This is a genomic window from Aeromicrobium sp. A1-2, from assembly GCF_003443875.1.
Classification (GTDB): Bacteria; Actinomycetota; Actinomycetes; order Propionibacteriales; family Nocardioidaceae; genus Aeromicrobium.
On record NZ_CP027482.1, the window covers coordinates 356,764 to 382,003 of the forward strand.

General features: G+C 68.0%; 24 protein-coding genes. 16 read left to right on the forward strand and 8 right to left on the reverse strand.

Going from position 1 to position 25,240, the window contains the following annotated elements; translation table 11 throughout:
* Positions 1-20: 20 nt before the first annotated feature.
* Positions 21-1,175: a class I SAM-dependent methyltransferase gene (locus tag C6I20_RS01795; RefSeq protein WP_118394393.1), complete on the reverse strand. Its 1,155-nt coding sequence runs from the start codon at positions 1,173-1,175 to the stop codon at positions 21-23.
* Positions 1,176-1,409: 234 nt separating this feature from the next.
* On the opposite strand from C6I20_RS01795, the gene groES reads away from it, so the two are divergent.
* The 3 genes from groES to C6I20_RS01810 all read left to right on the forward strand — a co-directional run bounded on the left by groES (position 1,410) and on the right by C6I20_RS01810 (position 4,900).
* Positions 1,410-1,703: a co-chaperone GroES gene (gene groES, locus C6I20_RS01800; RefSeq protein WP_118394394.1), complete on the forward strand. Its 294-nt coding sequence runs from the start codon at positions 1,410-1,412 to the stop codon at positions 1,701-1,703.
* Positions 1,704-1,786: 83 nt separating this feature from the next.
* Positions 1,787-3,391 (forward strand): chaperonin GroEL, encoded by a 1,605-nt coding sequence (gene groL / locus C6I20_RS01805; protein WP_118394395.1) that lies wholly within the window; start codon positions 1,787-1,789, stop codon positions 3,389-3,391.
* A gap of 72 nt (positions 3,392-3,463) precedes the next feature.
* Positions 3,464-4,900 (forward strand): RNB domain-containing ribonuclease, encoded by a 1,437-nt coding sequence (locus C6I20_RS01810; RefSeq protein WP_118394396.1) that lies wholly within the window; start codon positions 3,464-3,466, stop codon positions 4,898-4,900.
* On the opposite strand, the gene C6I20_RS01815 is transcribed toward C6I20_RS01810, so the two are convergent.
* Positions 4,897-5,502 carry a TetR/AcrR family transcriptional regulator gene (locus C6I20_RS01815; protein ID WP_118394397.1) on the reverse strand — a complete coding sequence of 202 codons (606 nt, stop codon included), beginning with the start codon at positions 5,500-5,502 and terminating at the stop codon, positions 4,897-4,899. The genes C6I20_RS01810 and C6I20_RS01815 overlap by 4 nt on opposite strands.
* Positions 5,503-5,610: 108 nt before the next feature.
* Between C6I20_RS01815 and guaB the strand changes: the two genes are divergently transcribed.
* The 10 genes from guaB (at position 5,611) to C6I20_RS01865 (ending at position 17,485) form a co-directional block, all read left to right on the forward strand.
* Positions 5,611-7,122, forward strand: coding sequence for an IMP dehydrogenase (guaB, locus tag C6I20_RS01820; protein ID WP_118394398.1), 1,512 nt, complete (start codon positions 5,611-5,613; stop codon positions 7,120-7,122).
* A gap of 66 nt (positions 7,123-7,188) precedes the next feature.
* Entirely contained in the window at positions 7,189-8,310 is a 1,122-nt protein-coding gene (locus C6I20_RS01825) for an NYN domain-containing protein (RefSeq protein WP_118394399.1), read from the forward strand.
* Between the two features lie 26 nt (positions 8,311-8,336).
* Entirely contained in the window at positions 8,337-9,443 is a 1,107-nt protein-coding gene (locus C6I20_RS01830; RefSeq protein WP_118394400.1) for a GuaB3 family IMP dehydrogenase-related protein, read from the forward strand.
* Positions 9,440-9,907 (forward strand): GNAT family N-acetyltransferase, encoded by a 468-nt coding sequence (locus C6I20_RS01835; protein ID WP_118394401.1) that lies wholly within the window; start codon positions 9,440-9,442, stop codon positions 9,905-9,907. Before C6I20_RS01830 ends, C6I20_RS01835 begins: the two co-directional genes overlap by 4 nt.
* Positions 9,907-10,713 (forward strand): MOSC domain-containing protein, encoded by an 807-nt coding sequence (locus tag C6I20_RS01840; RefSeq protein WP_118394402.1) that lies wholly within the window; start codon positions 9,907-9,909, stop codon positions 10,711-10,713. The genes C6I20_RS01835 and C6I20_RS01840 overlap by 1 nt, the downstream gene beginning before the upstream one ends.
* Before the next feature lie 107 nt (positions 10,714-10,820).
* Positions 10,821-11,945, forward strand: a complete 1,125-nt coding sequence (gene efeO, locus C6I20_RS01845) for an iron uptake system protein EfeO (protein WP_118394403.1) — start codon at positions 10,821-10,823, stop codon at positions 11,943-11,945.
* Positions 11,946-11,963: 18 nt separating this feature from the next.
* Complete coding sequence (gene efeB / locus C6I20_RS01850) at positions 11,964-13,244, forward strand: iron uptake transporter deferrochelatase/peroxidase subunit (protein WP_118394404.1); 1,281 nt, start codon at positions 11,964-11,966, stop codon at positions 13,242-13,244.
* A gap of 60 nt (positions 13,245-13,304) precedes the next feature.
* The gene (locus tag C6I20_RS01855) at positions 13,305-15,035 is read left to right on the forward strand and encodes a GMC family oxidoreductase (protein WP_118394405.1); all 1,731 of its coding nucleotides are present in this window, start codon (positions 13,305-13,307) and stop codon (positions 15,033-15,035) included.
* Between the two features lie 283 nt (positions 15,036-15,318).
* Positions 15,319-16,878: a glutamine-hydrolyzing GMP synthase gene (gene guaA / locus C6I20_RS01860; RefSeq protein WP_254052208.1), complete on the forward strand. Its 1,560-nt coding sequence runs from the start codon at positions 15,319-15,321 to the stop codon at positions 16,876-16,878.
* A 127-nt stretch (positions 16,879-17,005) separates the two neighbouring features.
* On the forward strand, positions 17,006-17,485 hold the full coding sequence (locus tag C6I20_RS01865; RefSeq protein WP_254052209.1) for an SRPBCC family protein: 480 nt from the start codon (positions 17,006-17,008) through the stop codon (positions 17,483-17,485).
* Here the strand turns inward: C6I20_RS01865 and C6I20_RS01870 are convergent.
* The gene (locus C6I20_RS01870) at positions 17,482-17,784 is read right to left on the reverse strand and encodes a hypothetical protein (RefSeq protein ID WP_118394407.1); all 303 of its coding nucleotides are present in this window, start codon (positions 17,782-17,784) and stop codon (positions 17,482-17,484) included. The two genes, C6I20_RS01865 and C6I20_RS01870, sit on opposite strands and share 4 nt — an antisense overlap.
* Before the next feature lie 296 nt (positions 17,785-18,080).
* Here C6I20_RS01870 and C6I20_RS01875 point away from each other — a divergent pair, with 296 nt between their 5' ends.
* Entirely contained in the window at positions 18,081-19,556 is a 1,476-nt protein-coding gene (locus C6I20_RS01875; protein ID WP_216822961.1) for an FAD-dependent oxidoreductase, read from the forward strand.
* Here the strand turns inward: C6I20_RS01875 and C6I20_RS01880 are convergent.
* Positions 19,553-19,765 (reverse strand): CDGSH iron-sulfur domain-containing protein, encoded by a 213-nt coding sequence (locus C6I20_RS01880; RefSeq protein ID WP_118398463.1) that lies wholly within the window; start codon positions 19,763-19,765, stop codon positions 19,553-19,555. The two genes, C6I20_RS01875 and C6I20_RS01880, sit on opposite strands and share 4 nt — an antisense overlap.
* Positions 19,762-20,706 carry an iron-containing redox enzyme family protein gene (locus C6I20_RS01885; protein ID WP_118398466.1) on the reverse strand — a complete coding sequence of 315 codons (945 nt, stop codon included), beginning with the start codon at positions 20,704-20,706 and terminating at the stop codon, positions 19,762-19,764. Before C6I20_RS01885 ends, C6I20_RS01880 begins: the two co-directional genes overlap by 4 nt.
* A gap of 275 nt (positions 20,707-20,981) precedes the next feature.
* Here C6I20_RS01885 and C6I20_RS01890 point away from each other — a divergent pair, with 275 nt between their 5' ends.
* The gene (locus tag C6I20_RS01890) at positions 20,982-22,478 is read left to right on the forward strand and encodes a gamma-glutamyltransferase (RefSeq protein WP_118394409.1); all 1,497 of its coding nucleotides are present in this window, start codon (positions 20,982-20,984) and stop codon (positions 22,476-22,478) included.
* A gap of 7 nt (positions 22,479-22,485) precedes the next feature.
* A complete protein-coding gene (locus tag C6I20_RS01895; protein ID WP_254052210.1) occupies positions 22,486-23,502 on the forward strand; it encodes a glycerophosphodiester phosphodiesterase in 1,017 nt (338 codons plus the stop codon).
* Here C6I20_RS01895 and C6I20_RS01900 read toward each other — a convergent pair.
* From C6I20_RS01900 to C6I20_RS01910, 3 genes are read right to left on the reverse strand one after another with little or no spacing between them, the layout of a single operon-like run.
* Positions 23,453-23,713, reverse strand: a complete 261-nt coding sequence (locus C6I20_RS01900) for a PspC domain-containing protein (protein WP_118394411.1) — start codon at positions 23,711-23,713, stop codon at positions 23,453-23,455. The two genes, C6I20_RS01895 and C6I20_RS01900, sit on opposite strands and share 50 nt — an antisense overlap.
* Positions 23,688-23,930 (reverse strand): hypothetical protein, encoded by a 243-nt coding sequence (locus C6I20_RS01905; RefSeq protein WP_162891063.1) that lies wholly within the window; start codon positions 23,928-23,930, stop codon positions 23,688-23,690. The genes C6I20_RS01900 and C6I20_RS01905 overlap by 26 nt, the downstream gene beginning before the upstream one ends.
* Before the next feature lie 29 nt (positions 23,931-23,959).
* Positions 23,960-25,132, reverse strand: coding sequence for a PspC domain-containing protein (locus C6I20_RS01910; RefSeq protein WP_162891064.1), 1,173 nt, complete (start codon positions 25,130-25,132; stop codon positions 23,960-23,962).
* Positions 25,133-25,240: the final 108 nt, after the last annotated feature.

Genomic DNA, 25,240 nt, shown 5'->3' on the forward strand with positions numbered 1-25,240 from the left:
GCGGGTGGGGTGGGAGTCGTTCAGAGCCGTTCGACCAGGAAGGCTCGGCCATCGCCCAGGACCCGCGTCATGATGACCGTCGCTGAGTTGGGCCCCTTGAGCTTGAGCCGCCGGATGACCTCCTCGGGCACGATGTCCACGCCACGCTTCTTGATCGTCAGCGTCCCGACCCGCCTGACCTGCAGCGCGGCCTTGAGCGGCTTCTCGCGAAACGGCAGCTCGTCGATGATCCGGAAGCCGCGTGCCAGCGGGGTGGGATGGGCGCCCTCGGACGCGACGTAGGCGATGTGGGCGTCGGGGAGCCAGCCGCCCAGCGTCGCCGCGAGCTCGCTGACCAGGCCCGACCGAATCACGGCGTCGTCCGGTTCGTAGAGGTAGGGACCGACATCGGCCACCGCGACCGGCTCCCCGGTGGCGACCAGTCCCGAACCGGACGGGAGGACCGTGGCCCGTCGGGTCGCCGAAGCAAACGGCGCGCCCCACAGGCAGGCCTCGACCAGGCTCCCGCGGTCGCTGACCCACTCGGCCTCGACGCCGTGTGGAACGGCGTCATGGGCCAGCCCGGGCATGAGCTTGGCGACGGCGCGGCCGGCGAGCAGGTGCCGCACCCAGTCCCACGGCGGCTGCAGGTCAGCGGTCGAGAAGGTGCGCCCACGGCCGTCGCGCCGGGCCGGATCCACGAACGCAACCTCCTCGGGCCCGATCGTCGTCTCCCGCACGTCCTCGCACACGACATGGCCGACCAGCTCGAGCGCACGAAGGTTGGCCTCGGCTATCGCCGCGCGCACGGGGGCCAGCTCGACCCCTCGGACCCGCAGACCAGCCCGAGCCAGGGCGATCAGGTCTCCTCCGATGCCACAGCCCAGGTCGACAACTTCCGTGGCGCCGTGCGCCGCGAGTCGCGTCGCGCGGTGGTCGGCGACGGACATCCGCGTCGACTGTTCCAGGGCATCGTGGGTGAAGTACATGCTTGCGGCGTCGTCGCCGAACTTGGCGACCGCCTTGCTGCGCAGGTGGTTCTGGGTCACGGCCGCCGCCACGAGTCCGGGCACGTACGTCTTGCGGAGCCGGGTACCGAGCGCAAGGTCCGACTCGACCCCGGCACGTGCGGAGATCTCGGCAAGAAGCAGCTGGCCTGCCGGGGAGAGCAGCTGCTCGAACGTCTCAAGATCCATGAGGTGACCATAGCGAGGAGCGAAGCGACGGGAACCGCACCGCGTGAAGCGCAGAGAAGTACGCGCTGGGGAGCGTGCCGGATTAGCAGTCCCTTGGGTCGAGTGCCAGCGGCGTGCTAGATTTCGTATTGGCACTCTCGCTATGAGAGTGCCAAGCATCGGTGAGTACGACCCCCGCGACGGCGTGCCCACCAGCGTCCACTGTTCCACCCGCCTGAAAGGGGAGGTCGACACGTGTCGGTCACCATCAAGCCGCTCGAAGACCGTCTGGTCATCCAGGCCGTCGAAGCCGAGCAGACCACTGCATCAGGTCTGGTTATCCCGGACACCGCCAAGGAGAAGCCGCAGGAAGGCAATGTCATTGCCGTCGGACCCGGTCGGGTCGACGACAACGGCAACCGCGTTCCGATCGATGTCGCCGTCGGCGACAAGGTCATCTTCAGCAAGTACGGCGGCACCGAGGTCAAGTACGACGGCCAGGAGTACCTCATCCTGTCCGCTCGTGACGTCCTCGCTGTCGTTTCGTGATCTGATGCCCCGGCGCCCCCACAGTGGGGCGCCGGGGCCTCTCACGTTTCCAGTCGCACCCACATTTTTCGAAAGAAGCTGACATGCCCAAGATCCTCGAATTCGACGAGAACGCCCGCCGCTCGCTCGAGCGCGGCGTCGACAAGCTCGCCAACACCGTCAAGGTCACGCTCGGCCCCAAGGGTCGCTACGTCGTGCTGGACAAGAAGTGGGGCGCCCCCACGATCACCAACGACGGTGTGACCGTCGCCCGTGAGATTGAGCTCGACGACCCGTTCGAGAACCTCGGCGCCCAGCTGGCCAAGGAAGTCGCCACCAAGACCAACGACGTCGCCGGTGACGGCACGACGACCGCGACCGTGCTCGCCCAGGCGATGGTCCACGAGGGCCTGCGCGCCGTCGCGGCCGGCGCCAACCCGGTCGGCCTCAAGAAGGGCATCGAGGCTGCTGTTGCAGCAGTCGTCGAGCAGCTCCACTCCGTCGCTCGCGACGTCGACGACATCAAGGACATGACCGACGTCGCGACGGTCTCGTCGCGCGACGCCGTCATCGGCGCCTTGATCGCCGAGGCCTTCGACAAGGTGGGCAAGGACGGCGTGATCACCGTCGAGGAGTCCAACACGATGGGCACCGAACTGGAGTTCACCGAGGGCATGCAGTTCGACAAGGGCTACCTGTCGCCGTACATGGTGACCGACACCGAGCGCATGGAGACGGTCCTTGACGATCCGTACATCCTGGTCAACCAGGGCAAGATCTCCTCGGTCAGCGATCTGCTGCCGATCCTGGAGAAGGTCGTCCAGGCCGGTAAGCCGCTGTTCATCATCTCCGAGGACGTCGACGGCGAAGCGCTCTCGACCCTCGTGGTCAACAAGATCCGTGGCACCTTCACCTCGGCTGCCGTCAAGGCGCCGGCTTTCGGTGACCGTCGCAAGGCCATGCTGCAGGACATCGCGACCCTCACCGGAGCGCAGGTCGTGACGCCCGACGTCGGCCTCAAGCTCGACCAGATCGGCCTCGAGGTGCTCGGCACGGCTCGCCGCGTCGTCATCACGAAGGACAACACGACGATCATCGACGGCGGCGGCGACAAGGCCGAGGTCGACGGACGTGTCAGCCAGATCAAGGCCGAGATCGACTCCAGCGACTCCGACTGGGATCGCGAGAAGCTCCAGGAGCGCCTCGCCAAGCTCGCCGGCGGCGTCTGTGTCATCAAGGTTGGCGCGGCCACCGAGGTCGAGCTCAAGGAGAAGAAGCACCGCATCGAGGACGCCGTCTCGGCGACTCGTGCAGCGATCGAAGAGGGCATCGTCGCCGGCGGCGGCTCGGCTCTCGTCCACGCTGTGTCGGTGCTCAACGACAACCTGGGCCTCACCGGCGACGAGGCTGTCGGTGTCCGCATCGTCCGAATCGGCGCGGATGCCCCGCTGGAGTGGATCGCCCGCAACGGCGGCGTCTCCGGCGAGGTCGTCGTCAACAAGGTGCGCGAGAGCGGCCAGGGCTACAACGCGGCCACCGAGGAGTACGGCGACCTCGTCGCGCAGGGTGTCCTCGACCCGGTCAAGGTCACGCGCTCTGCGCTCGCCAACGCCGCGTCGATCACCGCGATGCTGCTGACGACCGAGACGCTGATCGTCGAGAAGCCCGCCGAAGAAGCAGAGGGCGCGCACGCCGGTCACAACCACTGACCTGCGTACGTCGTGAGGCGGGCCGTCCCTTCGGGGACGGCCCGCCTTTCTCGTTCCGGATACATTCGAGCGATGACCGCCACCACGCACGACTTCGACGGCGTACGTGCGGAGCTCGAGCTCCCGCCCGCGGCCGAGACCGACCGCTTCCCGCCGGACGTCCTCGCCGAGGCGAAGCTGATCGCCGCAGCGCCGCGTGACGACCTCGAGGACGCGACCGCCGTTCCGTTCGTGACGATCGACCCGACGGGCGCCATGGACCTGGACCAGGCGGTTTTTCTGGAGCGCGTGGGCGCCGGCTTCAGGGTCCACTATGCGATCGCCGATCTGGGCACGGCGATCCCGCCGGGCGGCGCGGTCGACATCGAGGCGCGACGCCGCGGCCAGACGATCTACCTCCCGGACGGTCGTGTCCCGCTGCACCCGCCCGTCCTGTCCGAGGGCGAGCTGAGCCTGCTGGCGGACGTGGACCGCGCTGCTGCGGTCTGGACCATCGAGGTGGGTGCCGATGGCGCTGCTGGCACGGCGTCCGTACGCCGCGCGCTGGTGCGATCGGTCGCGCAGCTGGACTACGAAGGGGTCCAGGCGTCGTTCGACGCCGGCACGCCGCATCCCTCGATCGAGCCATTGGCCGATCTGGGCAGGCTCCGGCTCCAGGTCCGGGTCGACTGCGGCGCGATCGAGCTGGCGCTACCGGAGCAGGAGGTCGAGCAGGTCGACGGTGGCTGGAAGGTCGTGATGCGGATCCGTACCGACGTGGATGCGTGGAACGCGGAGATCTCACTCCTGACCGGGATGTCCGCTGCGCAGCTCATGATCGAGGCGCAGATCGGACTGCTCCGAACCCTGCCGCGCGCGGACCACCGGGCCGGAATCGACTTCCTCCGCACAGCCAGAGCGCTGGGGGTGCCGGTGCCTGACGGTGCGACGCCGGCGCAGGTCATCGCAGGCCTCGACCCTGGCCGGCCCGCCGCGATCGCCGTGATGACCGACGCGACCCGCCTGCTCCGTGGCGCCGGCTACGAAGCATTCGACGGTTCACCGCCCGAACAGGCTGACCACGCCGGGATCGGCGGCCCCTACGCCCACGTCACGGCACCATTGCGCCGGTTGGCCGACCGATTCGGCACCGAGGTCTGCCTGGCTCTGTGCGCTGGCCGTCCGGTGCCCGAGTGGGTACGCGATGCGCTGCCCGCGCTCCCGGACATCATGCGGACCTCGGACCGGCACGCCTCCGCGGCTGATCGGGCGTGCATCGACCAGGCCGAGGTGTGGATGCTCGAGGGTCGGGTGGGGGAGACCTTCGAGGGCGTCGTGGTGCACGCGGACGACAAGGGTGGCGAGGTCATGCTGGTCGACCCGCCCGTGATCGCGCGGTGCGTCGGGCCGGGTCTGGAGGAGGGTGCGGAGGTCAGCGTGAAGTTGAGCCGTCTGGAGCCTCAGGAGCGGGAGATCGAGTTCACCCACGGCGGTGGACGCCCGACCTCGCCCGAAGCCGGCCTCAGCTAGGAAGAAAGGCGTCGGTGCTCAAGGCCGTCGAGCACGATGTCGAGCTTGCGGGCGTACCAACCGCGTCCACGCCAGACCTCTTCGGTGTCGTACGCCTTGAGGACCGGCAGCCGGGGACCGTTCTCGTGCTGCGCCTCGATCTTCTGGAGGCGTCGCATCTCGGCCGATGCCGTCAGGGCGAGGGTGATGACGAACTCCACCGATACGGCGGCGTCCTCGAGCACGAAGTCCTGGCTCTGAAGCGTCTCGATGTAGGACTGGATCCGGTCCTCGACCGAGCGAGGGGATCGCGGCGCGCTCAGGGCCGCCGAGTCAAGACCGTGGTGGTCCTGGCACATCTGCCAGATCGTCTCACCGATGCCGCGGAGCAGATCTCGCCACGGCAGTCCGGCGTCGGGCCAGTCGGCGCCCAGGATCGCCAGGTCGAGCGCACGGACGAGTAGATCGTCTCGATCCTCGACATATCGGTAGAGGCCGGAGTGGGCCACACCGAGCCGTCGGGCTACCGACGGCATGCTGAAAGTGGCGACCCCATCGTCGAGGGCGGCTTGTGCGATGACCTCGACTGTGAGGCCCCGTGGGCGTCCTGGCTTGCGGTCCATCCGACGATCATACCTGCGGTACGGGTCACGACCGGTAGCATTTACTACTCAGTCAGCCTGCGGACGCGCGCTGGTCGGTCGACTTCGTTCGGGCGATACCATTGCGGCATGGAGCAGACGGGTATTCCTGACAAGTTCGCATCCCTCGGACTCACGTACGACGATGTGCTCCTGCTGCCGGGTGAGACTGATGTGATCCCCAGCGAGGTCGACACCACGGCGCGCCTGACCCGGGGCCTCAACCTGCGTATTCCGCTGCTGTCGAGCGCGATGGACACTGTCACCGAGTCGCGCATGGCGATCGCCATGGCACGCGAGGGCGGTATCGGCATCCTGCACCGCAACCTGTCGATCGAGGACCAGTCCTATCAGGTCGACCTGGTCAAGCGGACCCAGACCGGCATGATCCCCAACCCGGTCACGATCAACCCCAAGGCAACACTCGAGGAGCTCGACGAGATCTGCGGCGAGTACCGCGTCTCGGGCCTGCCCGTCGTCGATGCAGACAACAAGCTCCTCGGCATCATCACCAACCGCGACCTGCGATTCGTGCCGGTCGCCGAGTGGGCAACCCGCACGGTGCACGAGATCATGACGCCGATGCCGCTCATCACGGGTCCCGTCGGCATCAGCCGTGAAGACGCGTCATCCCTGTTGCGGGCGCACAAGCGCGAGCGGCTCCCGATCGTCGATGCCGAGGGGCACCTCGCCGGGCTCATCACGGTCAAGGACTTCGTCAAGTCCGAGCAGTACCCGCTGGCCAGCAAGGCCGAAGACGGCCGATTGCTCGTGGGTGCTGCGGTCGGCTTCTTCGGCGACTCGTGGGAGCGCGCCAACTCGCTGCGTGAGGCCGGGGTCGACGTCATCGTGGTCGACACGGCCCACGGCCATGCCCGTCTGCTGCTGGACATGGTGCGCCGGATCAAGGGCGACCGTGCCTTCGACAGCGTGGAGATCATCGGCGGAAACATCGCCACCCGAGCCGGCGCGCAGGCCCTGATCGACGCCGGCGTTGACGCCGTCAAGGTTGGTGTCGGCCCGGGCTCGATCTGTACGACGCGTGTCGTTGCAGGCGTCGGCGTACCGCAGATCACGGCAGTCTACGAGGCCTCGCTGGCCTGCGAGCCCGCTGGCGTACCCCTGATCGCCGACGGAGGCCTGCAGTACTCCGGCGACATCGCCAAGGCGCTGGTCGCCGGCGCAGACACCGTCATGGTCGGCTCCCTGCTGGCCGGCTGCGAGGAGAGCCCCGGCGAGCTGATCTTCATGAACGGCAAGCAGTACAAGAGCTATCGCGGCATGGGCTCGATCGGCGCGATGGCCTCGCGCGGCAAGCAGTCGTACTCCAAAGATCGCTACTTCCAGGCCGACGTCGTCAGCGACGACAAGATCGTCCCCGAGGGCATCGAGGGACAGGTCGCCTACCGCGGTCCGCTGTCAGCGGTCTCGCACCAGCTGATCGGCGGCCTGCACCAGTCCATGTTCTACGTCGGGTCGCGCACGGTCCGCGAGCTCAAGGAACGCGGCAGGTTCGTCCGGATCACCACGGCGGGGCTCAAGGAGAGCCACCCGCACGACATCCAGATGACCGCAGAGGCCCCCAACTACGCATCCCGCTAGACCGAAGGTCGCGCCGCCGAGCGTGGTGCGGTCCACGGCAGGTTCGTCCACCGTTAGCCTCGTGACGTGACCAATCGCAACGTTGCCGTATTTATCGACGCCGAGAACCTGTTCAAGGGCTACGGCAAGCTCCAGATCCCCGATGTGTCGATGGACGACATCCTCGACCAGCTGGAGAAGGCCGCCTCCCGGGAGGCCGGCGCCGGCAGTATCGCGCTGTCCCGGGCCTACGCCGACTGGGGCGCCCTCGGCATCGACGACTACCGTCGCGACGTCGAGCGCAGCGGGGTCGAGCCGATCCAGGTCTTCTCGGTCGGCAAGGCCGACAAGAACGCCGCCGACATCGTGCTGGTCGTGGACTGCCTGCGCGCGGCCGCCGACCTGGAGCACCTCGAGGTCTTCATCATCGTGTCCGCGGACGGCGACTTCGTCCCGCTCGTCCGGCGACTGCACGAGCTCGACAAGTACGTCATCGGCGCGACGCTGGCAGAGCACCCGGTGAACTCGGTGCTCGAGAAGGAGGTCGACCAGTACGTCGCCCTCAAGGCTAAGCCGATCCCGCCGGCCGCGGCGCTCCAGGCGATCTTCTCCGCCGATCCGGTGTCGTCGATGGCAGCCCCGGCGAAGAAGGCCGCCAAGAAGCCCGCCAAGAAGGCCGCGGCCGTCGCGGAGCGGCCGCAGAAGCAGGAGCAGCCCAAGCGGCAGCAGACGCCCAAGCAGGAGCAGCCCAAGAAGCAGGCGCCGAAGCAGGAGCAGCCCAAGAAGCAGACCGGCGGCAGGAACCAGGAGTCGGCCAAGAAGCCGGGCAAGGCCAGCTGGCACGAGATGGCCAAGGACATCTCGGTCGTCCACGCTGGTCCGGCGAAGTCCCCCGAGGACTACAAGACGATCGTCAAGCAGGTCCTGTCGGACTCGAAGGTCCGGAGCTTCTCGGACAAGCTCGCCAACGAGGGCGGCACCCTGCCGATCCTCGCGATGGCGATCAAGGCGGCCGCTCCACAGCTCAGCCCGTCGGATGCGCGGGTGAGCACCTTGTCGAGGGCGCTGCGGTTCGCGCTGGCCGGCACCCAGTACGCCCTGGCCCGCGAGAGCGATGACGTGCAGCCCGTCCTGGTACGCCGCGCGGCCAATCCGGCCGGCATGTTGTCCGACCTCTCGTTGGACGACATCGAGCGAGGCGTCCAGTAGTCCGCGAGCACCACTAGGCTGTACGCATGGCAGACATCGAGATCGGCACGGCCAAACGGGGACGCCGCGCGTACTCCTTCGACGACATCGCGATCGTGCCGAGTCGGCGCACGCGTGACCCCGAAGAGGTCTCGACGGCGTGGCAGATCGACGCCTACCGTTTCGAGCTCCCGGTCATCGCCGCCCCGATGGACTCGGTCATGAGCCCCGAGACCGCGATCGCCCTCGGCAAGCACGGTGGCCTGGGTGTCCTCGACCTCGAGGGACTGTGGACCCGCTACGAAAATCCGGAGAAGCTGCTCGACGAGGTCGCCGGCATCGAGGGTGCCCTGGCGACCAAGCGGCTCCAGGAGATCTACGCCGAGCCGATCAAGGCCGAGCTCATCACAGCCCGCCTGCAGCAGATGCGATCATCCGGTGTCACGGTGGCCGGGTCCTTGTCCCCCCAGCGAACTAAGCAGTTCGCCGATGTCGTGGTCGATGCCGGCGTCGACCTGTTCGTCATCCGTGGCACGACCGTCTCGGCCGAGCACGTCTCGGGCCAGACCGAGCCGCTCAACCTCAAGGAGTTCATCTACGAGCTCGACGTCCCGGTCATCGTGGGCGGCTGCGCGACCTACCAGGCCGCCCTGCACCTGATGCGCACCGGAGCGGCCGGGGTGCTGGTCGGCTTCGGTGGTGGCGCCGCGCACACGACCCGTAGTGTGCTGGGCATCTCGGTGCCGATGGCGTCTGCTGTGGCTGATGTCGCGGCAGCGCGCCGGGACTACCTCGACGAGTCCGGCGGCCGCTACGTCCATGTCATCGCCGACGGCTCGATCGGCCGCAGTGGCGACATCGCGAAGGCGATCGCGTGCGGTGCCGACGCCGTCATGATCGGCTCGCCCTTCGCCCGCGCCGTGGAGGCGCCGGGTCGTGGCTTCCACTGGGGGGCCGAGGCGTGGCACCCCGACCTGCCGCGTGGCGCCCGGGTCGAGATGGGCACGGTCGGCGATCTCGAGTCGGTGCTGTTCGGGCCGTCGTCGGTGCCGGACGGCACGATGAACCTGATCGGTGCGCTGCGCCGTGCGATGGCGACGACCGGCTACACCGATCTCAAGGAGTTCCAGCGGGTCGAGGTCGTCGTCGGTTGACCGGCGCACACGTCCTCGAGCGCGTCCCGTTCGAGCACCCCGATGCTGTGGCGCTGCGTGAGGAGCATGTGGCTGCCGGCAACCAGCTCTATGCCTCCGACCCCGCGGCGGTGCACCGCTCGGGCGCCGAGGGCATGGATCCGGCCTCGATCGTCGCGACCGTCGTGGCGCGTTCTGAGTCCGGCCCGATCGGCCACGCGTGCCTGCGCCGGCTCGGCGACGAGCTAGAGATCAAGCGCATGTACGTCGTCCCGGGCAACCGGGGCTCGGGGGTCGCCGACGCGCTGTTGGCCGCCATGGAGGGTGCCGCCCGTCACGAGGGCGCCCGACGGGTCGTGATCCACACTGGCGACCGGCAGCACGCTGCGCTGAAGTTCTATGACCGGCACGGCTACACCTCGATCCCGGTCTACCCGCCGTACGAGGTGGCCGCCTACTCGCTCTGCTTCGAGAAGCTGCTCTGATGCAGGTCGGGTCGATTCACATCTATCCGATCAAGGCCACCGCTGCGGTCACGCTGCCGGCCTCGTCGGTCGAGCTCGCCGGGCTGCGTCACGACCGTCGGTGGGCCGTGGTCGACCCGCTCGGCACTCGGCTCAACGCAACGACGCACGACCGTCTGCTGACCGTGACGGCCACACCCGATGCCGAGGGCGGGCTGACGCTCACCAGGGTCGGTGCGGTGCCATGGCACGTGCCGGTTCCGCGCGGCGGCCCGGAGGTCGCGGTCGACGTCTCGCGACTGCCGACCATGATCGATGCCGGTGACGAGGCTGCGCTATGGCTCAGCGCGGTCGTGGGTGAGCCGGTTCGCCTGGTGTGGCAGGACGACCCGGCGCGGCGGCCAATCTCCACGAAGCATGGCGGGCGAGATGCAGAGCCACTCAGTCTTGCCGACACCGGCCCGTTGCTGGTGACGACCAGCGTCTCACTGGCCCAGCTGGATGCGTGGGTCGCGCAGGACCACGGGCCCGAGCCGATGGACATGCGCCGGTTCCGGCCCAACATCGTGATCGAGGGTTCGGATCTGGCGTTCGCCGAGGACAGCTGGCGGCAGATCCGCATCGGCGATGTGTCGTTCCGATTCGCCGAGCACTGCGACCGCTGTCTCGTCACGACGATCGACCCGACGACGTTGGCGCACGGCAAGGAGCCGATCCGGACCTTGGCCCGCCACCGCAAGTGGGACGGCAAGACGTGGTTCGGCATTCGGCTCGTCCCCTTGGGGACCGGCACGGTCGCAGTGGGTGACCCGGTCGTCGCGTTTTGACGATCACGTCACACCGCTTCCCGCTGGCCTTGCGAGTCAGGCATGCCTTAGCATGGTGAGGCTAGCCTAATCAGTTGGGCCGCCCCCCCAGATCTAAGGAATCCTGCATGAAGCAGTTCATGACGCTCGGCCTCGTCGCGGCAGCCGCCCTGACCCTCAGCGCCTGCGCCGAGGACACCGCATCCACCGGCGCCCTGACGGTCAAGGCCGCGGACTCGTCGTGCAAGATCTCTGCAACCGAGCTCGAGGCGGGTCCGTCGACCTTCCAGGTGACCAACACCGGTAGCAAGGTGACCGAGTTCTACATCTACGCCGAGGGTGATCGAATCCTGGGTGAGGTCGAGAACATCGGACCGGGTCTTTCTCGCAACCTGGTCATCGACCTGCCCAAGGGCACGTACGAAGGCGCCTGCAAGCCCGGGATGGTCGGCGATGGCATCCGGCAGAAGATCACCGTGACGGGTGAGGCCGCCAAGCAGCTCTCGGACTCGCAGGAGCTCACCGCCGCCGCGACGTCGTACGAGCGCTACGTCGAGTCGCAGGCCGGGGCGCTGATCACCAGGACCACCGAGTTCGTCACGGCGGTCAAGGCCGGCGACGTCGCCGAGGCCAAGCGGCTCTACCCGATCGCGCGGACCTACTGGGAGCGGATCGAGCCGGTGGCCGAGAAGTTCGGTGACCTCGATCCGCTGACCGACGGCCGTGAGCCGGACGCCAAGGCCGAAGGCCGTGACTTCACCGGGTGGCACCGGATCGAGAAGCAGCTGTGGGTCGAGAACAACACCAAGGGCATGGACAAGTACGCCGACGACCTGCTGAGCAACGTCAAGAAGATCGTCGCGCTCGGCAAGGATTCTCCGCTGACCGCGCTCGAGCTCGCGCAGGGCTCCAAGGCGTTGCTCGACGAAGTGGCGACCGGCAAGATCACCGGTGAGGAAGACATCTTCAGCCACACCGACCTGTGGGACTTCAAGGCCAACATCGAGGGCTCGCAGGCGGCGATCTCCGCGCTGCGCCCGGTGCTGGTGAAGCAGGACCCGGCGCTGGTCAAGCAGCTCGACGCCGACTTCAAGGCGCTCGATGCCGATCTCGACCAGTACCAGAACGCCAGCGGTGACTGGCTGTCGTACGACAAGCTGACGGCGGCGCAGGTCAAGCGGCTCTCCGATCTGGTGGCCGCGCTCAGCGAGCCCATCAGCAAGGTCGCGGCCGTGGTCGCGAAGTCCGCGTAGCGTGGCCCGGTGCCTGAAATGAAACAGCCCGGTTCCGGTCTCTCCCGCAGGAAGCTGCTGGGAGCCGCTGGCGTCGGCGCACTCGCTGCCGGCGCTGTCGGGGCAGGGGCAGGCTACGCGGTCGGCAACGATCCGGCACCGGTCGTGGCGGACCCCGATGCGGTTCCGTTCCCGTTCGAGGGAGACCACCAGGCCGGCATCGTGACACCGGCCCAGGATCGGCTCTACTTCGCGGCGTTGGACATGACCAGTGATCGGCGTGAGGACCTCATCTCGCTGCTCAAGGACTGGACCGTCGCGGCCCGCCAGATGAGCCAGGGCAATGACGTCGGTCAGTTCGGTGCGGTCTCCGGATCGCCGCTGGCTCCGCCGGAGGACACCGGCGAGGCGCTCGGCCTCGCGCCCTCGGGCCTGACGATAACCGTGGGCTTCGGACGTAGCCTGTTCGTCGACGACGACGGCAAGGTCCGGTTCGGGCTGGAGGGCCAGCTGCCCGACCGGCTGAAGGATCTTCCCCTCTTCTCCGGTGACCAGCTCAACGAGGCGATCAGCGGGGGAGACCTCGCGATCCAGGCCTGCGCCAACGACCCGCAGGTCGCGGTCCACGCCGTGCGCAACCTCGTCCGCATCGCCTTCGGACGCGCCTCGGTGCGCTATTCGCAGATGGGCTTCGGCCGCACTTCCTCGACGTCGGCGGCGCAGGTCACGGCCCGCAACCTGTTCGGCTTCAAGGACGGCACGGCCAACATCAAGGTCGAGGAGAAGAACGATGTCTCCGACTTCGTCTGGGTGCACGAGGAGGACGGCCCGGAGTGGCTCGTCGGAGGTTCCTACCTGGTGAGTCGCAAGATCGCGATGCGCGTCGAGATCTGGGACCGGGAGTCGCTGGAGGGTCAGGAAGTCATCTTCGGTCGGGACAAGCGCTCCGGTGGGCCGCTCTCGGGTGGCGATGAGTTCGAGGAGCCCGACTTCGACGCCAAGGGTGAGGGCGGCGAGCTGGCGATCGCGGAGAAGTCGCACGTGCGGCTGGCCCACCCGGACTTCAACAAGGGTGCCAAGCTGTTGCGGCGCGGCTACAACTACGTCGACGGCTCCGATGGTCTGGGCCAGCTGTCGGCCGGCCTGTTCTTCCTGGCGTACCAACGTGACCCCCAGCAGTTCGTCCAGATCCAGAAATCGCTGGCCGGCCAGCTCAACGACGGCCTCAACGAATACATCGTGCACGTCAGCTCGGGGCTGTTCGCCTGTCCGCCTGGCGTCGGCCGTAAGGGTTTCTGGGGCGAGGGTCTGTTCGGCTGAGGAGACGCGCTTCGTTACTCATCGGTAGCCACGTGACATGCGCGATGTCATACTCGGGGTATGACCGCGAGCCGCGCGGCGCTTGGAGGAGGACACCCCGTGCCTGAGTTCGACCACGACGTTGTTGTCATCGGTTCCGGTTTCGGTGGGAGCGTCTCGGCGCTGCGGCTGACTGAGAAGGGCTACAAGGTCGCCGTGCTCGAGGCCGGCAAGCGCTTCGAGGACAAGGACTTCGCCGCGAGCTCCTGGCGGCTGCGTAAGTTCCTCTGGATGCCGCAGATCGGGTGCTACGGCATCCAGCGCATCGACAAGCTCAAGGACGTCCTGATCCTCTCCGGGGCAGGAGTCGGCGGGGGATCGCTGGTCTACGCCAACACGCTCTACGAGCCGCTCGACCCGTTCTACCGCGACACCGCGTGGGGCCACATCACTGACTGGAAGTCCGAGCTGGCGCCGTACTACGACCAGGCCAAGCGGATGCTGGGCGTCACGGTCTACCCGTATGTGTCGCCCGCGGACGAGATCGTCAAAAAGGTCGCCGAGCAGATGGGCGTCGGCGGCACGTTCCACCACACCCCAGTCGGCGTCTACTTCGGCCAGCCGGGCGAGAAGGTGGCCGACCCGTACTTCGGCGGTGCCGGGCCTGAGCGCAATGCCTGCCTCAACTGCGGCGAGTGCATGACCGGCTGCCGGCACAACGCCAAGAACACCCTGGTCAAGAACTACCTCCACCTGGCCGAGTCCGCGGGCGCCGAGGTCCACCCGATGACGACCGTCACGGCCGTGCGCCCGCTGCCGGGTGGTGGCTACGAGATCGAGACCCGCCGGACCAACCGTCGCTTCCGCCCGCACCAGAAGATCACCGCGGAGCAGGTCGTCTTCTCGGCCAGCACGATGGGCACCCAGAAGCTACTGCACAAGATGAAGGACCAGGGTCACCTGTCGGGTGTCTCGGACCGACTCGGGCTGCTGACCCGAACGAACTCCGAAGCACTCCTGGGCTCGATAGCCGACGGCAAGGACGTCGACTACAGCCAGGGTGTGGCGATCACGTCGTCGTTCCACCCCGACGAGTTCACCCACATCGAGCCGACCCGGTACGGCAAGGGATCCAACGCGATGTCGCTGATGCAGACCGTCCTGACGGATGGCAGCACCGACACCCCGCGGTGGCGCGTGTGGCTCAAGCAGGTGTGGAAGCAGAAGCGCAACCTGCTCAAGCTGTACGACCTGCGTCACTGGTCGGAGCGCACGATCATCGCGCTGGTCATGCAGACGCACGACAACTCGATCACGACCTACACCAAGCGCGGCATCACCGGGAAGCGCAAGCTGACTTCCAAGCAGGGGCATGGCGCTCCCAACCCGGCGTTCATCGAGCCCGGCCACCGTGCCGTGCAGATGATGGCCGACGAGATGGGTGGCACCGCCGGCGGGACGATCGGCGAGCCGTTCAACGTCCCTCTCACGGCCCACTTCATGGGTGGCTGCGCGATCGGGGACTCGCCCGAGAGCGGTGTCATCGACCCTTACCAGCGGCTGTACGGCCACCCGGGTCTTCACGTCGCGGACGGCTCGGCCATCACGGCCAACTTGGGCGTCAATCCGTCTCTGACGATCACGGCCCAGACCGAGCGAGTCATGTCGTACTGGCCCAACAAGGGCGAGACGGACGTGCGTCCGGCCGTTGGGGAGGCGTACCGGCAGATGGATCCGATCGCGCCGAAGAGCCCCGTGGTGCCAGCAGACGCCCCCGCCGCTCTCCGCCTGCCCATCGTCGGAGTGAGCTAGCAGCCCCCGAGGGGGCGGTGGATCGCTCGGCTGTCCGGGCTCGGATACACGAACGGCACACCGCTTCTTGGCCGGATGGGCGAGTGGCTCACCGCCTGAAAAGGTCCCGGAATGCACAGAGCCCGACCGGGAGGGAGCTCACGGGTCGGGCCCTGTTGTGCCACGAGGAGCAGCACAGGATCCAACGGGAGGGAGTGTTGTTGGATCCACCCTGTAAAACGAGTCCATCCAGACATGGTTACGACGTTCTGGAACATATTTTTCGGCCGATAGGATGGGCCGGGTGACCCCTGATCGTGACCTTGTCCTCGTTGTCGACTTCGGGGCGCAGTACGCCCAACTGATTGCGCGTCGCGTGCGTGAGGCTCGGGTGTATTCCGAGATCGTCCCGCACACCATGCCGATCGCGGAGATGATGGCCAAGCAGCCTGCGGCGATCATCCTGTCGGGCGGGCCGTCATCGGTCTACGAGCCCGGTGCGCCGAGCCTCGACGCGACGTTGTTCGACGCCGAGGTCCCGGTGTTTGGCATCTGCTACGGCTTCATGGCAATGGCCCAGGCGTTGGGCGGCAACGTCGCCCACACGGGTCAGCGTGAGTACGGCCGCACGGCCGTCAGTGTGCTCGAGCCCGGCACGCTGCTCGCCGGGATGCCCGAGACCCTGACCTCCTGGATGTCGCACGGCGACGAGGTCGTCGCAGCCCCCGAGGGATTCACCGTCAATGCCAACTCACCGCGCGCAACGGTCGCGGCATTCGAGAACACCGACCGCAGGCTTGCCGGCGTCCAGTGGCACCCCGAAGTGCTGCACAGTGAGCAGGGCCAGCAGATCCTGGAAGCCTTCCTCGTCGACATCGCCGGCTGCCGGCAGACCTGGACCAGCAGCAACATCGTCGAGGAGCAGGTTGCGCTGATCCGTGCCGAGGTCGGTGACGCGCGGGTGATCTGTGGTCTTTCCGGTGGCGTCGACTCGGCCGTGGCCGCAGCACTCGTGCAGCAGGCCATCGGCGACCAGCTGACCTGTGTGTTCGTCGATCACGGTCTGCTGCGTGAGGGCGAGGCCGAGCAGGTCGAGACCGACTACGTCAAGGCCACCGGTGTCGATCTGAAGGTCGTCGAGGCCAGCGAGCAGTTCCTGGGCTTCCTCGCCGGGGTCTCGGACCCCGAGGACAAGCGCAAGATCATCGGTCGCGAGTTCATCCGCACTTTCGAGCAGGCCGAGCGTGAGGTGCTCGCGACGCCGGGCACCCCGGTCCGCTTCCTGGTGCAGGGCACGCTCTATCCCGATGTGGTCGAGTCCGGCGGTGGGGAGGGTGCGGCCAACATCAAGAGCCACCACAACGTCGGTGGGCTGCCCGAAGACCTCGAGTTCAGCCTGATCGAGCCGCTCCGCACCTTGTTCAAGGACGAGGTGCGCGACGTCGGCCGTCAGCTGGGCCTGCCCGAGGGCATCGTCGGGCGCCACCCGTTCCCCGGACCGGGGCTCGCGATCCGCATCGTCGGCGCCGTTGACGCCGAACGCCTGCGAATCCTCCGTGAGGCCGACGCGATAGTCCGCGAGGAGACCACGGCGGCCGGGCTCGACGGCGAGATCTGGCAGTTCCCGGTCGTGCTCCTGGCGGACGTCCGGTCGGTGGGTGTGCAGGGCGACGCCCGGACGTACGGGCACCCGATCGTGCTGCGCCCGGTCTCCAGCGAAGACGCCATGACGGCGGACTGGAGCCGGCTGCCCTACGAGGTCCTGGAGCGGATCTCGACTCGCATCACCAACGAGGTCGACGAGGTCAACCGGGTCGTCCTGGACATCACGAGCAAGCCGCCGGGCACGATCGAGTGGGAGTGACCTCGCTCGCTCGTCGTTGGGCCGAACACGAGCAGGCGAGCCGGGCGTGCAGCGGCCGACGCCTCCCACGCGCCAGGATCTGACCGCGCGGCGATGGTTTGCCGCACCGCGGCGGGGGGTAGACCGGATGCATGCAGACAACACGTGGGCGGCACGCGGCATGACGACCAACCGGCGCACGATCGCCGCGACCCCCGGCGAGGTGTGGGACGTGCTCGCCGATGGCTGGCTCTATCCGTTGTGGGTCGTCGGCGCGACGCGGATCCGGGACGTCGACGACGACTGGCCGACCAAGGGCAGCCGCATTCACCACTCGGTCGGCGCGTGGCCGGTCATGATCGACGACCACACCCGGGTGCTGGACGTCGTGCCGGGGCGTTCGCTGACACTGCGGGCGCGGGCCTGGCCGATGGGTGAGGCAGACGTCGTGCTCCGGCTCAGCGACGTCGGGGTGGAGACCGAGGTCACGATCGAGGAAGAGGTCGTGTCCGGACCCGGCACCCTCATACCGTCACCTGTCACGGCCCTTTCGCTCAAGTGGCGCAACGTCGAGACGCTCCGACGATTGGCCTTCGTCGTCGAGGGTCGTCGCGGGACGCCCAGCTAGTCGAGCCGATCGAGGTCCGCCTCGGCGGCCTCGAGTGCCTGCTGAGTCACTCGTTCCCCCTCCTCGGCCTCACTCCTCGCGCGGTCGGCCCGCTTCGACGCGGTCTCGGCCGCAGAGATCTTGTGCAGGATCGACGTGGCCTGCTTGCGTAGGTGCTCGAGCTCCTCCTGCAGCTCGCCGTGCTCGGCCGCGCAGGTCTGGAGCTCTTCGGTGGCGGCTCGCGCGCGACGGCGTGCCTGGGTGACCTTGGCTTCGGCAGCCTCGCGGCGCTTGCGCTCCAACGGTGTCGGACTGGGCATCTCGCAGCTGCTCGCCGAGCTCGACGATCTCCTCGACGAGGTCGGGGCGTTCCCTGGCCAGGGCGTTGACCGCCCAGGCCGCGGCGCTGGGTCTGCGGAGCGCCTTGACCTGCGCGGCCAGCTCCTTGTCGCCCGCTGCGGCGGCGCGCTTCGCCCGTTCAGCAATGAAGTCGCCGAGCGGCACGGCGTAGAGATCCCTCACGATGGCTCGCAGCTCGGGCATGTGCCCAGCGTATGGCCGCCCCACGATCGACGTCACAGTTTGTTGCTGGCCACGGACGGGTACGAGGCCAGGCGTGACCTCCCTGTGGCTCGACCGGACCGACCAGACCATGAGCGATCCGCTGCCAGTGGACGGACGGATCGATGACATCGTCGTTGGCGCGGGCCTGACCGGCCTGACCACGGCGCTGCTCCTGGCCCGCGCTGGCCGGAGGGTCGCGGTCCTCGAGGCCCGCACGATCGGCGCCGTGGCGACCGGCAACACGACCGCGAAGCTGTCGCTGCTGCAGGGCACCAAGCTGTCCAAGATCCTGAGCCGGCAGTCCCACCGGGTGGCCCAGGCGTACGTCGACAGCAACCTCGAGGGTCAACAGTGGCTGTTGCGGTTCTGTGCGGACCACGGCGTGGCCACGCAGACCCGGGATGCAGTGACATACGCCGCCCAGCGCGATCAGGTCGAGTCGGCCAGAGACGAGCTCGACGCGGCCAAGTCCCTCGGACTTGGCGCGCGCTGGACCGACGAGCTGTCCGTGTCGTTCCCGCACCGTGGTGGGGTGGTGCTGCCCGACCAAGCGCAGTTCGACCCGGTCGAGGTCCTGCTGGCCCTCTCCGAACAGGTCCGGGCGCACGGCGGCACGATCCACGAGGGGCATCGCGTCGTGAGCGCCTCGAAGATCGGCCGACCGACGGTGCAGCTCGACGACGGGGCGAGCCTGGGCGCGGAGCAGGTCGTGCTGGCGACCGGCACCCCGATCCTGGATCGCGGGCTCTACTTCGCCAGGCTTGAGCCGCTGCGCTCGTACGCGCTGGCCTTCGACGTCGACGAGGCGCCGCAGGCGATGTACCTGTCCGCGGGTGCGCCGAGCCGGTCGATCCGCGATGCCCCTCGGGGCCGGTCGACCAAGCTCCTGATCGGCGGCGCGGGCCACACTGTCGGTCGTACCCGCTCCGAAGCGGCCCATGTCGACGAGCTGCGTGAGTGGACCGCGAAGTACTTCCCCGGTGCGGTCGAGACGCATGTGTGGTCGGCGCAGGACTATCAGTCCCACGACGCGGTCCCGTACGTCGGCGCTCTGCCACGGGGTGGCGGCCGGTTCCACGTCGCGACCGGATTCGACAAGTGGGGGATGACCAACGGGGTCGCCGCGGCCCGCAGCATCTCGGCTCGAATCCTGGGCGATCCGCAGCCGTGGGCCAAGCCGCTCGGCCGACGCATCCCGCGTCCGGCCGGTGTAGTGCAGGGCTTGTTGACGAATGTGGGCGTGGGGGTCGCGCTGGCCAAGGGCGTCGTGGCCGCGGAGTCACGCCCCATGCCTTCGGAGCCGTCCGAAGGTTCCGGTGAGATCGGTCGGGACGGAGTGGTGCCGACGGGCGTCTCGACCGTCAACGGCCGGACCTGCGCCGTCCGCGCACTTTGCACCCACCTCGGCGGGATCCTGGCCTGGAATGACCAGGAGCGGTCATGGGACTGCCCGCTGCATGGCTCGCGGTTCTCCCCCGAGGGAGATGTCCTCGAGGGCCCGGCGACCCGTCCGCTGGCGCGGCCCTAGGGCCTGGCGCGGTCGGGAAGGATCTTGTGGGTGCCGTCACACCACGGTTGGCTTCCGGACTTGCCGCACCGGCACACCGCGCTGACCGGGCGTCGGGTCGGGTGCGCCACGCCGTCGGAGTCCTCGATGAGGTGATCGCCCCGGATCAGCATGGGTCCGCCCGGGCACAGGATCACGTCAGGGTGCTCGAATCCGTGGTCGCCGCTCATGCGGCCCACTGCGCAAGCATCCGCCGGGCATAGCGATCGGCGAGGTCCAGGCACGTGAACGCCCCGAATACGACGTCGTCGACCAACTGTGGCTCCAGCTTGACCAGCGATCCGCAAATTGTCCGCACGGCGAGCTGCTCGTGCACGGCATCAGCCTCGACGTGTTCTTGGTAGTACGCCACGATCTCCGGTGGGAAGTCGAGTCGGGACAGGCCCTGCGCCATCCGTCGGGACGGCAGCGAGCTGGTCGTCTCAAAGGCCGCGAGATGACCCAGCGCCGCGGCCCGCAGCCGGCGATGCAGCCCGAACAACGACATCGCATTGTTCTCCTGCAGCGTCTCGACCGGGACGTCGTCGATGTACGCGCCATAATCCGACCGGAGGCCGGAGGCGTCGAGCCCGAGCGCGAAGAGGTGGGAGTGCAGCCGGTTGGGGTCGCCGCCGCCGTACTCGTCGTACTGCAGCTCCATGAGCGCGGCCTTCGGCACCGTCGGGAGCCGGGGCACGACCCAGGCAACCGGATCGGACTCCTTGAGATGGTAGATCGAGCGGTGCCGGAGCAGCTCGAGCACCTGGTCCCGGTCGGCGTGCCGGTGCACGTGAGCCGCGAGCGAGGGTCCGTCGTGGTCCTCGACGTACGAGAACAGGGCCTCCGCGAACGGGCCGTCCAGCGTCGTGGCTCGGTGCCGCTCACGCAGCAGACGCTCGAAGCCGGTCTCGAGATCACGCCGTAGGCCCAGGATCTCGGGTCGCCACTCCATCGAGTCGTCGACGTCCTCGAAGCCGGCGTAGTGCAGCTCATACATCGTCCACAGCGCAATCTGAGCGTCATCGTCGTCGGTGGGCCGGAGGTCGGACAGTGCCGAGACGTTCTCGTCAGGGTGACGCAGCGCGACGAACAGCGCTTGGCTCAGGTCACCGCGGGCCTTGGGGAGCAGCATCGAAGTCCTCGTCGTGACAACCACCAGCAGTGGACCGGTCGTGGTGGGGCGGTGGATCGGGTCGCCTCTCACGTACCCCGCGAGGGGCGTCGCAAACGTCTCGACCTCGCAGATCGGCCTCGGTTCGGCACTGTGTCCGGAGGGATTCTCACAGCTTTACCCACAGATTGTGGAGTAGTCCTTTCGAACTATTCGGATAGTCATTTGTGACCCAGGTCACACCTGCTCGCTCGGCCCGAGACGAAGTTGGACGGCTCCCCGGGTAGCCTGCGGTCATGCCGGATGTTGCGCTTGCCGCGCCCAATGAGGCCGCGGCCGATGCCGGTGAGCAGGTGGCCCGCGCCGGTGGAAACGCGGTCGACGCGGCTCTCGCTGCGGCGCTGGTCACGATGGTCAACGAGGTTGGCATCGTGTCGTTGAGCTCCGGCGGTTTCATCACGGTCCAGCCGCCCGATGGCAGCCCGCCGCAAACCGTCGACGGCTGGATGGACATGCCTGGTCGGGGCCAGGACCTTGGCGGTGGCACGTGGGACATCGACACTGAGTACGGGGGCGGAGTCACCGTCACGATCGGCCCGGGTGCAATCGCCGCGCACGGGTCGCTCGCCGCGTTCGGGGAAGCGCACGGGCGATGGGGCAGCGTGCCGTGGCGGGAGATTGTGGCACCCGCGATCGCCGTCGCCCGCGGAGGGTTCCGACTGGGCTCCGCATCGCGCTATTACCTGGAGTACGTCCACACCGACATCTTCGGGTGGGACTCGCAGAGTTACGCCGCCGTGCACGACGCGGACGGCGAGCTCGAGACCGGGCTCGTCGTGCTGCCCGACCTGGCCGAGTCCCTCGAGCTGATCGCGACAGAGGGCCCTGCCGCGCTGCACACGGGCGACCTCGCAAAGCTCATCAGCGACGACGTGATCGGCCGGGGCGGCATCCTTGGCCGCGCAGACCTCGCGGCCTACCAGCCAGTCGTCCGCCCGGCCCTGCAGACGACGGTGGGTGACTGGACCTTTGGGACCAACCCCCCGCCATCGGTCGGCGGGGTGTGCGTCACGGCGATGCTGCGGCTGCTGGAGGGGCGTCCCTACGCACAGTGGGACGCCGAGGACGTCGCACACCTCATCCGGGTGCAACGGGCGGTGCTGGGACACCGGCTCTCGGTGCTCGATCACACGGACGACCTCGAGCGCGACGCCGCGGCATTCCTCGAGCTGATCGACCGCGACCACCTGGCCGTGCTCGAGTCGGGTTCGACCGCCCACGTCTCGGCGACCGACAGCGATGGTGGTGCGTGCTCTGTGACGGTGTCCTCGGGCTACAGCGCGGGCATGATCGCCAAGGGCACCGGCATCTGGCTCAACAACTGCCTCGGCGAGCAGGAGCTCAACGCCGGCGGGCTGCACGGGCTGGCGCCGGGCACCCGTCTGCTCTCCAACATGGCTCCGACCGTGGGTCGTCATGTCGACGGCTCAGCGCTCGCGATCGGCTCACCGGGTGCCGACCGGATCACGACCGCGATCGTGCAGGCGCTCGCCGGATTCGTCGGCGGCATGGGGCTGCAGCAGGCGATCAACCATCCGCGCGTGCACGTCCACCGTGCAGGTCGGTCCGACGAGGTCGTCAAGACAGAGACGGACCTGACGATGTACTACGGCGGGGTGGCCGCGACGCTGCGCCGCTCCGACGGTCGGCTTTTCGCCGCTGCCGATCCGCGACGTGATGGGGCCGTCCGTCTGGTGCCTGCTGACACGGATACGGGACCAGATGCGGTTTGATGGGGGTGTGTCCCGGACACCCCCCGTCATCATCGCCCACCGCGGAGTGCCCGGTGAGCGGCTTGAGCACACACGCCCGTCGTACCTGTTGGCAATCGAACAGGGCGCGGACTACATCGAGCCGGATGTCGTCAGCACCAAAGATGGTGTCCTGGTCGTCCGCCACGAAAACGAGATCGGTGGGACGACGGACGTTGCGGAGCATCCAGAATTCGCCGAGCGCAAGGTCTCAAAGTTCATCGATGGTGTGCCGTGCACCGGATGGTTCACCGAAGACTTCACGCTTGCGGAGATCAAGACACTGCGGGTGTGCGAGCGGCTTCCGGCCTTGCGGCCGCAGAACATCCGGCTGGAGCACACGCAGCGGATCCTGACCTTCGACGAGGTCCTGGTGATTGCCCAGGAGGCGACCAGGTGGCGGGAGACCCCGGTCGGCGTCTACGTCGAGACCAAGCACCCGACGTACTTTGCTGGGATTGGCCTGGACCTCAACGACCTGCTGGTCACCGCTCTGGAGCGCCGCGGGGTCAATCGGGCCGGGAGTCCGATCATGATCCAGTCGATGGAGGTCGGCAACCTGCGGCGCCTGCGTGACCGAACCCCCTTGCCACTGATCCAGCTGATGAATCGCAAGGGCGCTCCGTACGATCTGGTCGCAGCGCGCGATCCGCGCACGTACGCGACTCTCAGCTCTCCGGCGGAGCTGGCGGAGATCGCGACCTACGCGAACGGAATCGGACCCAACAAGAGTCAGATCATCGCCCGGGACAAGCGATCCCGACTGGCTGGGGAGACGCGGCTTGTCGGGCATGCCCATGACGTCGGACTGATGGTCCACATCTGGACCATGCGCAACGAGAACAACTTCCTCCCGACCGACCTGCGGACCAGCAGCAACAAGGCCGCCCACGGCAATGCCGTGGGCGAGTACCTTGCGTTCTTCGACGCGGGGGTCGACGGGCTGTTCTCCGACTTCACGCAGACGGCGGTCCAGGCTCGTGCGACGTGGCTGGCGCGTCAGTAGACGGGGTGGTCCACGGCTGCCACTGCTTCGGTGCGCGCGGCATGAGGATCCAGGCCACGACGTAGGCCACGATGAGCGAGCCGGCACCCAGCACCGTGACGATGACGAGCAGCAGTCGGATCAGGTTGACATCGAGATCGGTGTACGCGGCGATGCCTCCGCACACGCCGCCGATCCACTTCTCGTCACGACTGCGAGTGAGCTTCTTCATCTTGGGGTCCTTCCGGGGTGGGTTCGTCGATGGTCTCGTGGTTCGGTGTGGGCGCGGCGGTTGCGGGACGGCTCCTCCACAGCGTGGCGGCGACGCCGACAAGCCCCAGGAAGATCAGGACGCCAGAGGTGAGCAGACTGAGCTGGCGAGTCGTGAGCAGATCCTGCTTCCAGACCGCCCAGTTTCCGACGACGGCCAGGAAGAACAGCCCGAACACGAGCCCTTCCCAGCGGAACGAGTGTCTGGTCATTTGCGGATCACCTCGATGTTGCCGATTCGTTGGTGGATGTCGATCGTCAGTGCAGGGCCGGAGTCGGCAGGATGGGCAAGCCGGTTCCTGGTGCCCTCGGCCTGCCGGTCGAAGATGACGACCTGTCCGGCACCGAGCTGAGACGTGACCTCGACGTTCAGGCCGGCGGGCACCATGACCTTGGTCTGCCCGACGCCAGCTCGGATGCTGACGGTGCGGCCCAGCAGTGCATCAGGGTCCGCCACGTCGGTCAGGTCCAGCTCGAGCAGACCCACGCCATGCTTGTACGTGCCGTCGACCTGGCCGGCGTCGAGGGGCGTGGGGTAGTCGGCGCCGATGCGGCCGCTCGGGATGAGTGAGCCGATCGCCAGGGCGGCTGCGAGCAGGATGCCGATGGCGATCAGTGGGCCGCCGTGCCCGAGCACCGTGCTGACCAGCAGCCCGATCGCCACGACGCCCAGAGCTACCGCGACGTATGTCGGCCAGGGCGCGCTCTCGTGGTACTCGGCGTAGATCCGGGTCGAGGCGAGCGCGATGGCTGCTAGGGACAACGTCAGCCAGGTCAACGCCCATGACTGGTCCCGCGGGGGACGGGCATAGGACCCTCCGACCATCGGTGGCCTGCGCGCGAGCTGCGGTTCGTGCGCCGGGGTCTGGGTCCGCGCGCCGACGGGCTGGGCATGCTGCGCGTAGTAGGCGGCGAGCTCGGCCGCGGCGGCCCGGCGGCGCCGGGGCCGCACCGCGAACAGGTAGTAGATCGCGGCTGCTGGCACGAGAAGCCATGGGAATCCCCACCACGCGTAGCCGTTGTCGCCCACGATCGCGATGACCGCGAGCACGGCGGCCCCGACCATGCCGGCGATCCGAACCTGCTCTTCGTTCTTGTCGAGCTTGAACCAGTCGGCGGCGATGCTGCGCTCCTCGCCCTCGGCCGGCAGCAGGAACCAGGCCGCGACGTAGAGGATCAGACCCGCGAAGCCGACCACCGTGAGCACCGCGATGACGACCCGAACGATGACGGGGTCGATGTTGAGGTACTTGGCGGCCCCGGATGCCACACCGCCGAGCATGCGGTCGTCCGTCGACCGCTTCATGTCGGTGATGGTGCGGAGCCGCTGCGGCTCGAAGCCGTCGTCCGGCTCGGGTGGGAGGGTGCGTTCTGCGTTCATGGCTCCATCGTGTCCGAGGCCCGGCGCGAGGGCCATCGGGTTCGACCCTGAACCGGCGCTGACCCAGGTCAGGGTCGCCGGGGGCCGTTCCTGATGGCGCACGACCGC

Coding starts and splice junctions, on each gene's coding strand:
- C6I20_RS01880 (WP_118398463.1), bottom strand. CDS start 19,765: ATGAGCGGCGACCACGGATTCGAGCACCCTGACGTGATCCTGTGCCCG.
- C6I20_RS01810 (WP_118394396.1), top strand. CDS start 3,464: ATGACCGCCACCACGCACGACTTCGACGGCGTACGTGCGGAGCTCGAG.
- C6I20_RS01900 (WP_118394411.1), bottom strand. CDS start 23,713: ATGAAGAAGCTCACTCGCAGTCGTGACGAGAAGTGGATCGGCGGCGTG.
- groL (WP_118394395.1), top strand. CDS start 1,787: ATGCCCAAGATCCTCGAATTCGACGAGAACGCCCGCCGCTCGCTCGAG.
- C6I20_RS01910 (WP_162891064.1), bottom strand. CDS start 25,132: ATGAACGCAGAACGCACCCTCCCACCCGAGCCGGACGACGGCTTCGAG.
- C6I20_RS01870 (WP_118394407.1), bottom strand. CDS start 17,784: ATGCCCAGTCCGACACCGTTGGAGCGCAAGCGCCGCGAGGCTGCCGAA.
- C6I20_RS01815 (WP_118394397.1), bottom strand. CDS start 5,502: ATGGACCGCAAGCCAGGACGCCCACGGGGCCTCACAGTCGAGGTCATC.
- C6I20_RS01890 (WP_118394409.1), top strand. CDS start 20,982: ATGCCGGATGTTGCGCTTGCCGCGCCCAATGAGGCCGCGGCCGATGCC.
- C6I20_RS01830 (WP_118394400.1), top strand. CDS start 8,337: ATGGCAGACATCGAGATCGGCACGGCCAAACGGGGACGCCGCGCGTAC.
- C6I20_RS01840 (WP_118394402.1), top strand. CDS start 9,907: ATGCAGGTCGGGTCGATTCACATCTATCCGATCAAGGCCACCGCTGCG.
- efeB (WP_118394404.1), top strand. CDS start 11,964: ATGAAACAGCCCGGTTCCGGTCTCTCCCGCAGGAAGCTGCTGGGAGCC.
- efeO (WP_118394403.1), top strand. CDS start 10,821: ATGAAGCAGTTCATGACGCTCGGCCTCGTCGCGGCAGCCGCCCTGACC.
- C6I20_RS01795 (WP_118394393.1), bottom strand. CDS start 1,175: ATGGATCTTGAGACGTTCGAGCAGCTGCTCTCCCCGGCAGGCCAGCTG.
- C6I20_RS01865 (WP_254052209.1), top strand. CDS start 17,006: ATGCATGCAGACAACACGTGGGCGGCACGCGGCATGACGACCAACCGG.
- guaB (WP_118394398.1), top strand. CDS start 5,611: ATGGAGCAGACGGGTATTCCTGACAAGTTCGCATCCCTCGGACTCACG.
- C6I20_RS01855 (WP_118394405.1), top strand. CDS start 13,305: ATGACCGCGAGCCGCGCGGCGCTTGGAGGAGGACACCCCGTGCCTGAG.
- C6I20_RS01885 (WP_118398466.1), bottom strand. CDS start 20,706: ATGCTGCTCCCCAAGGCCCGCGGTGACCTGAGCCAAGCGCTGTTCGTC.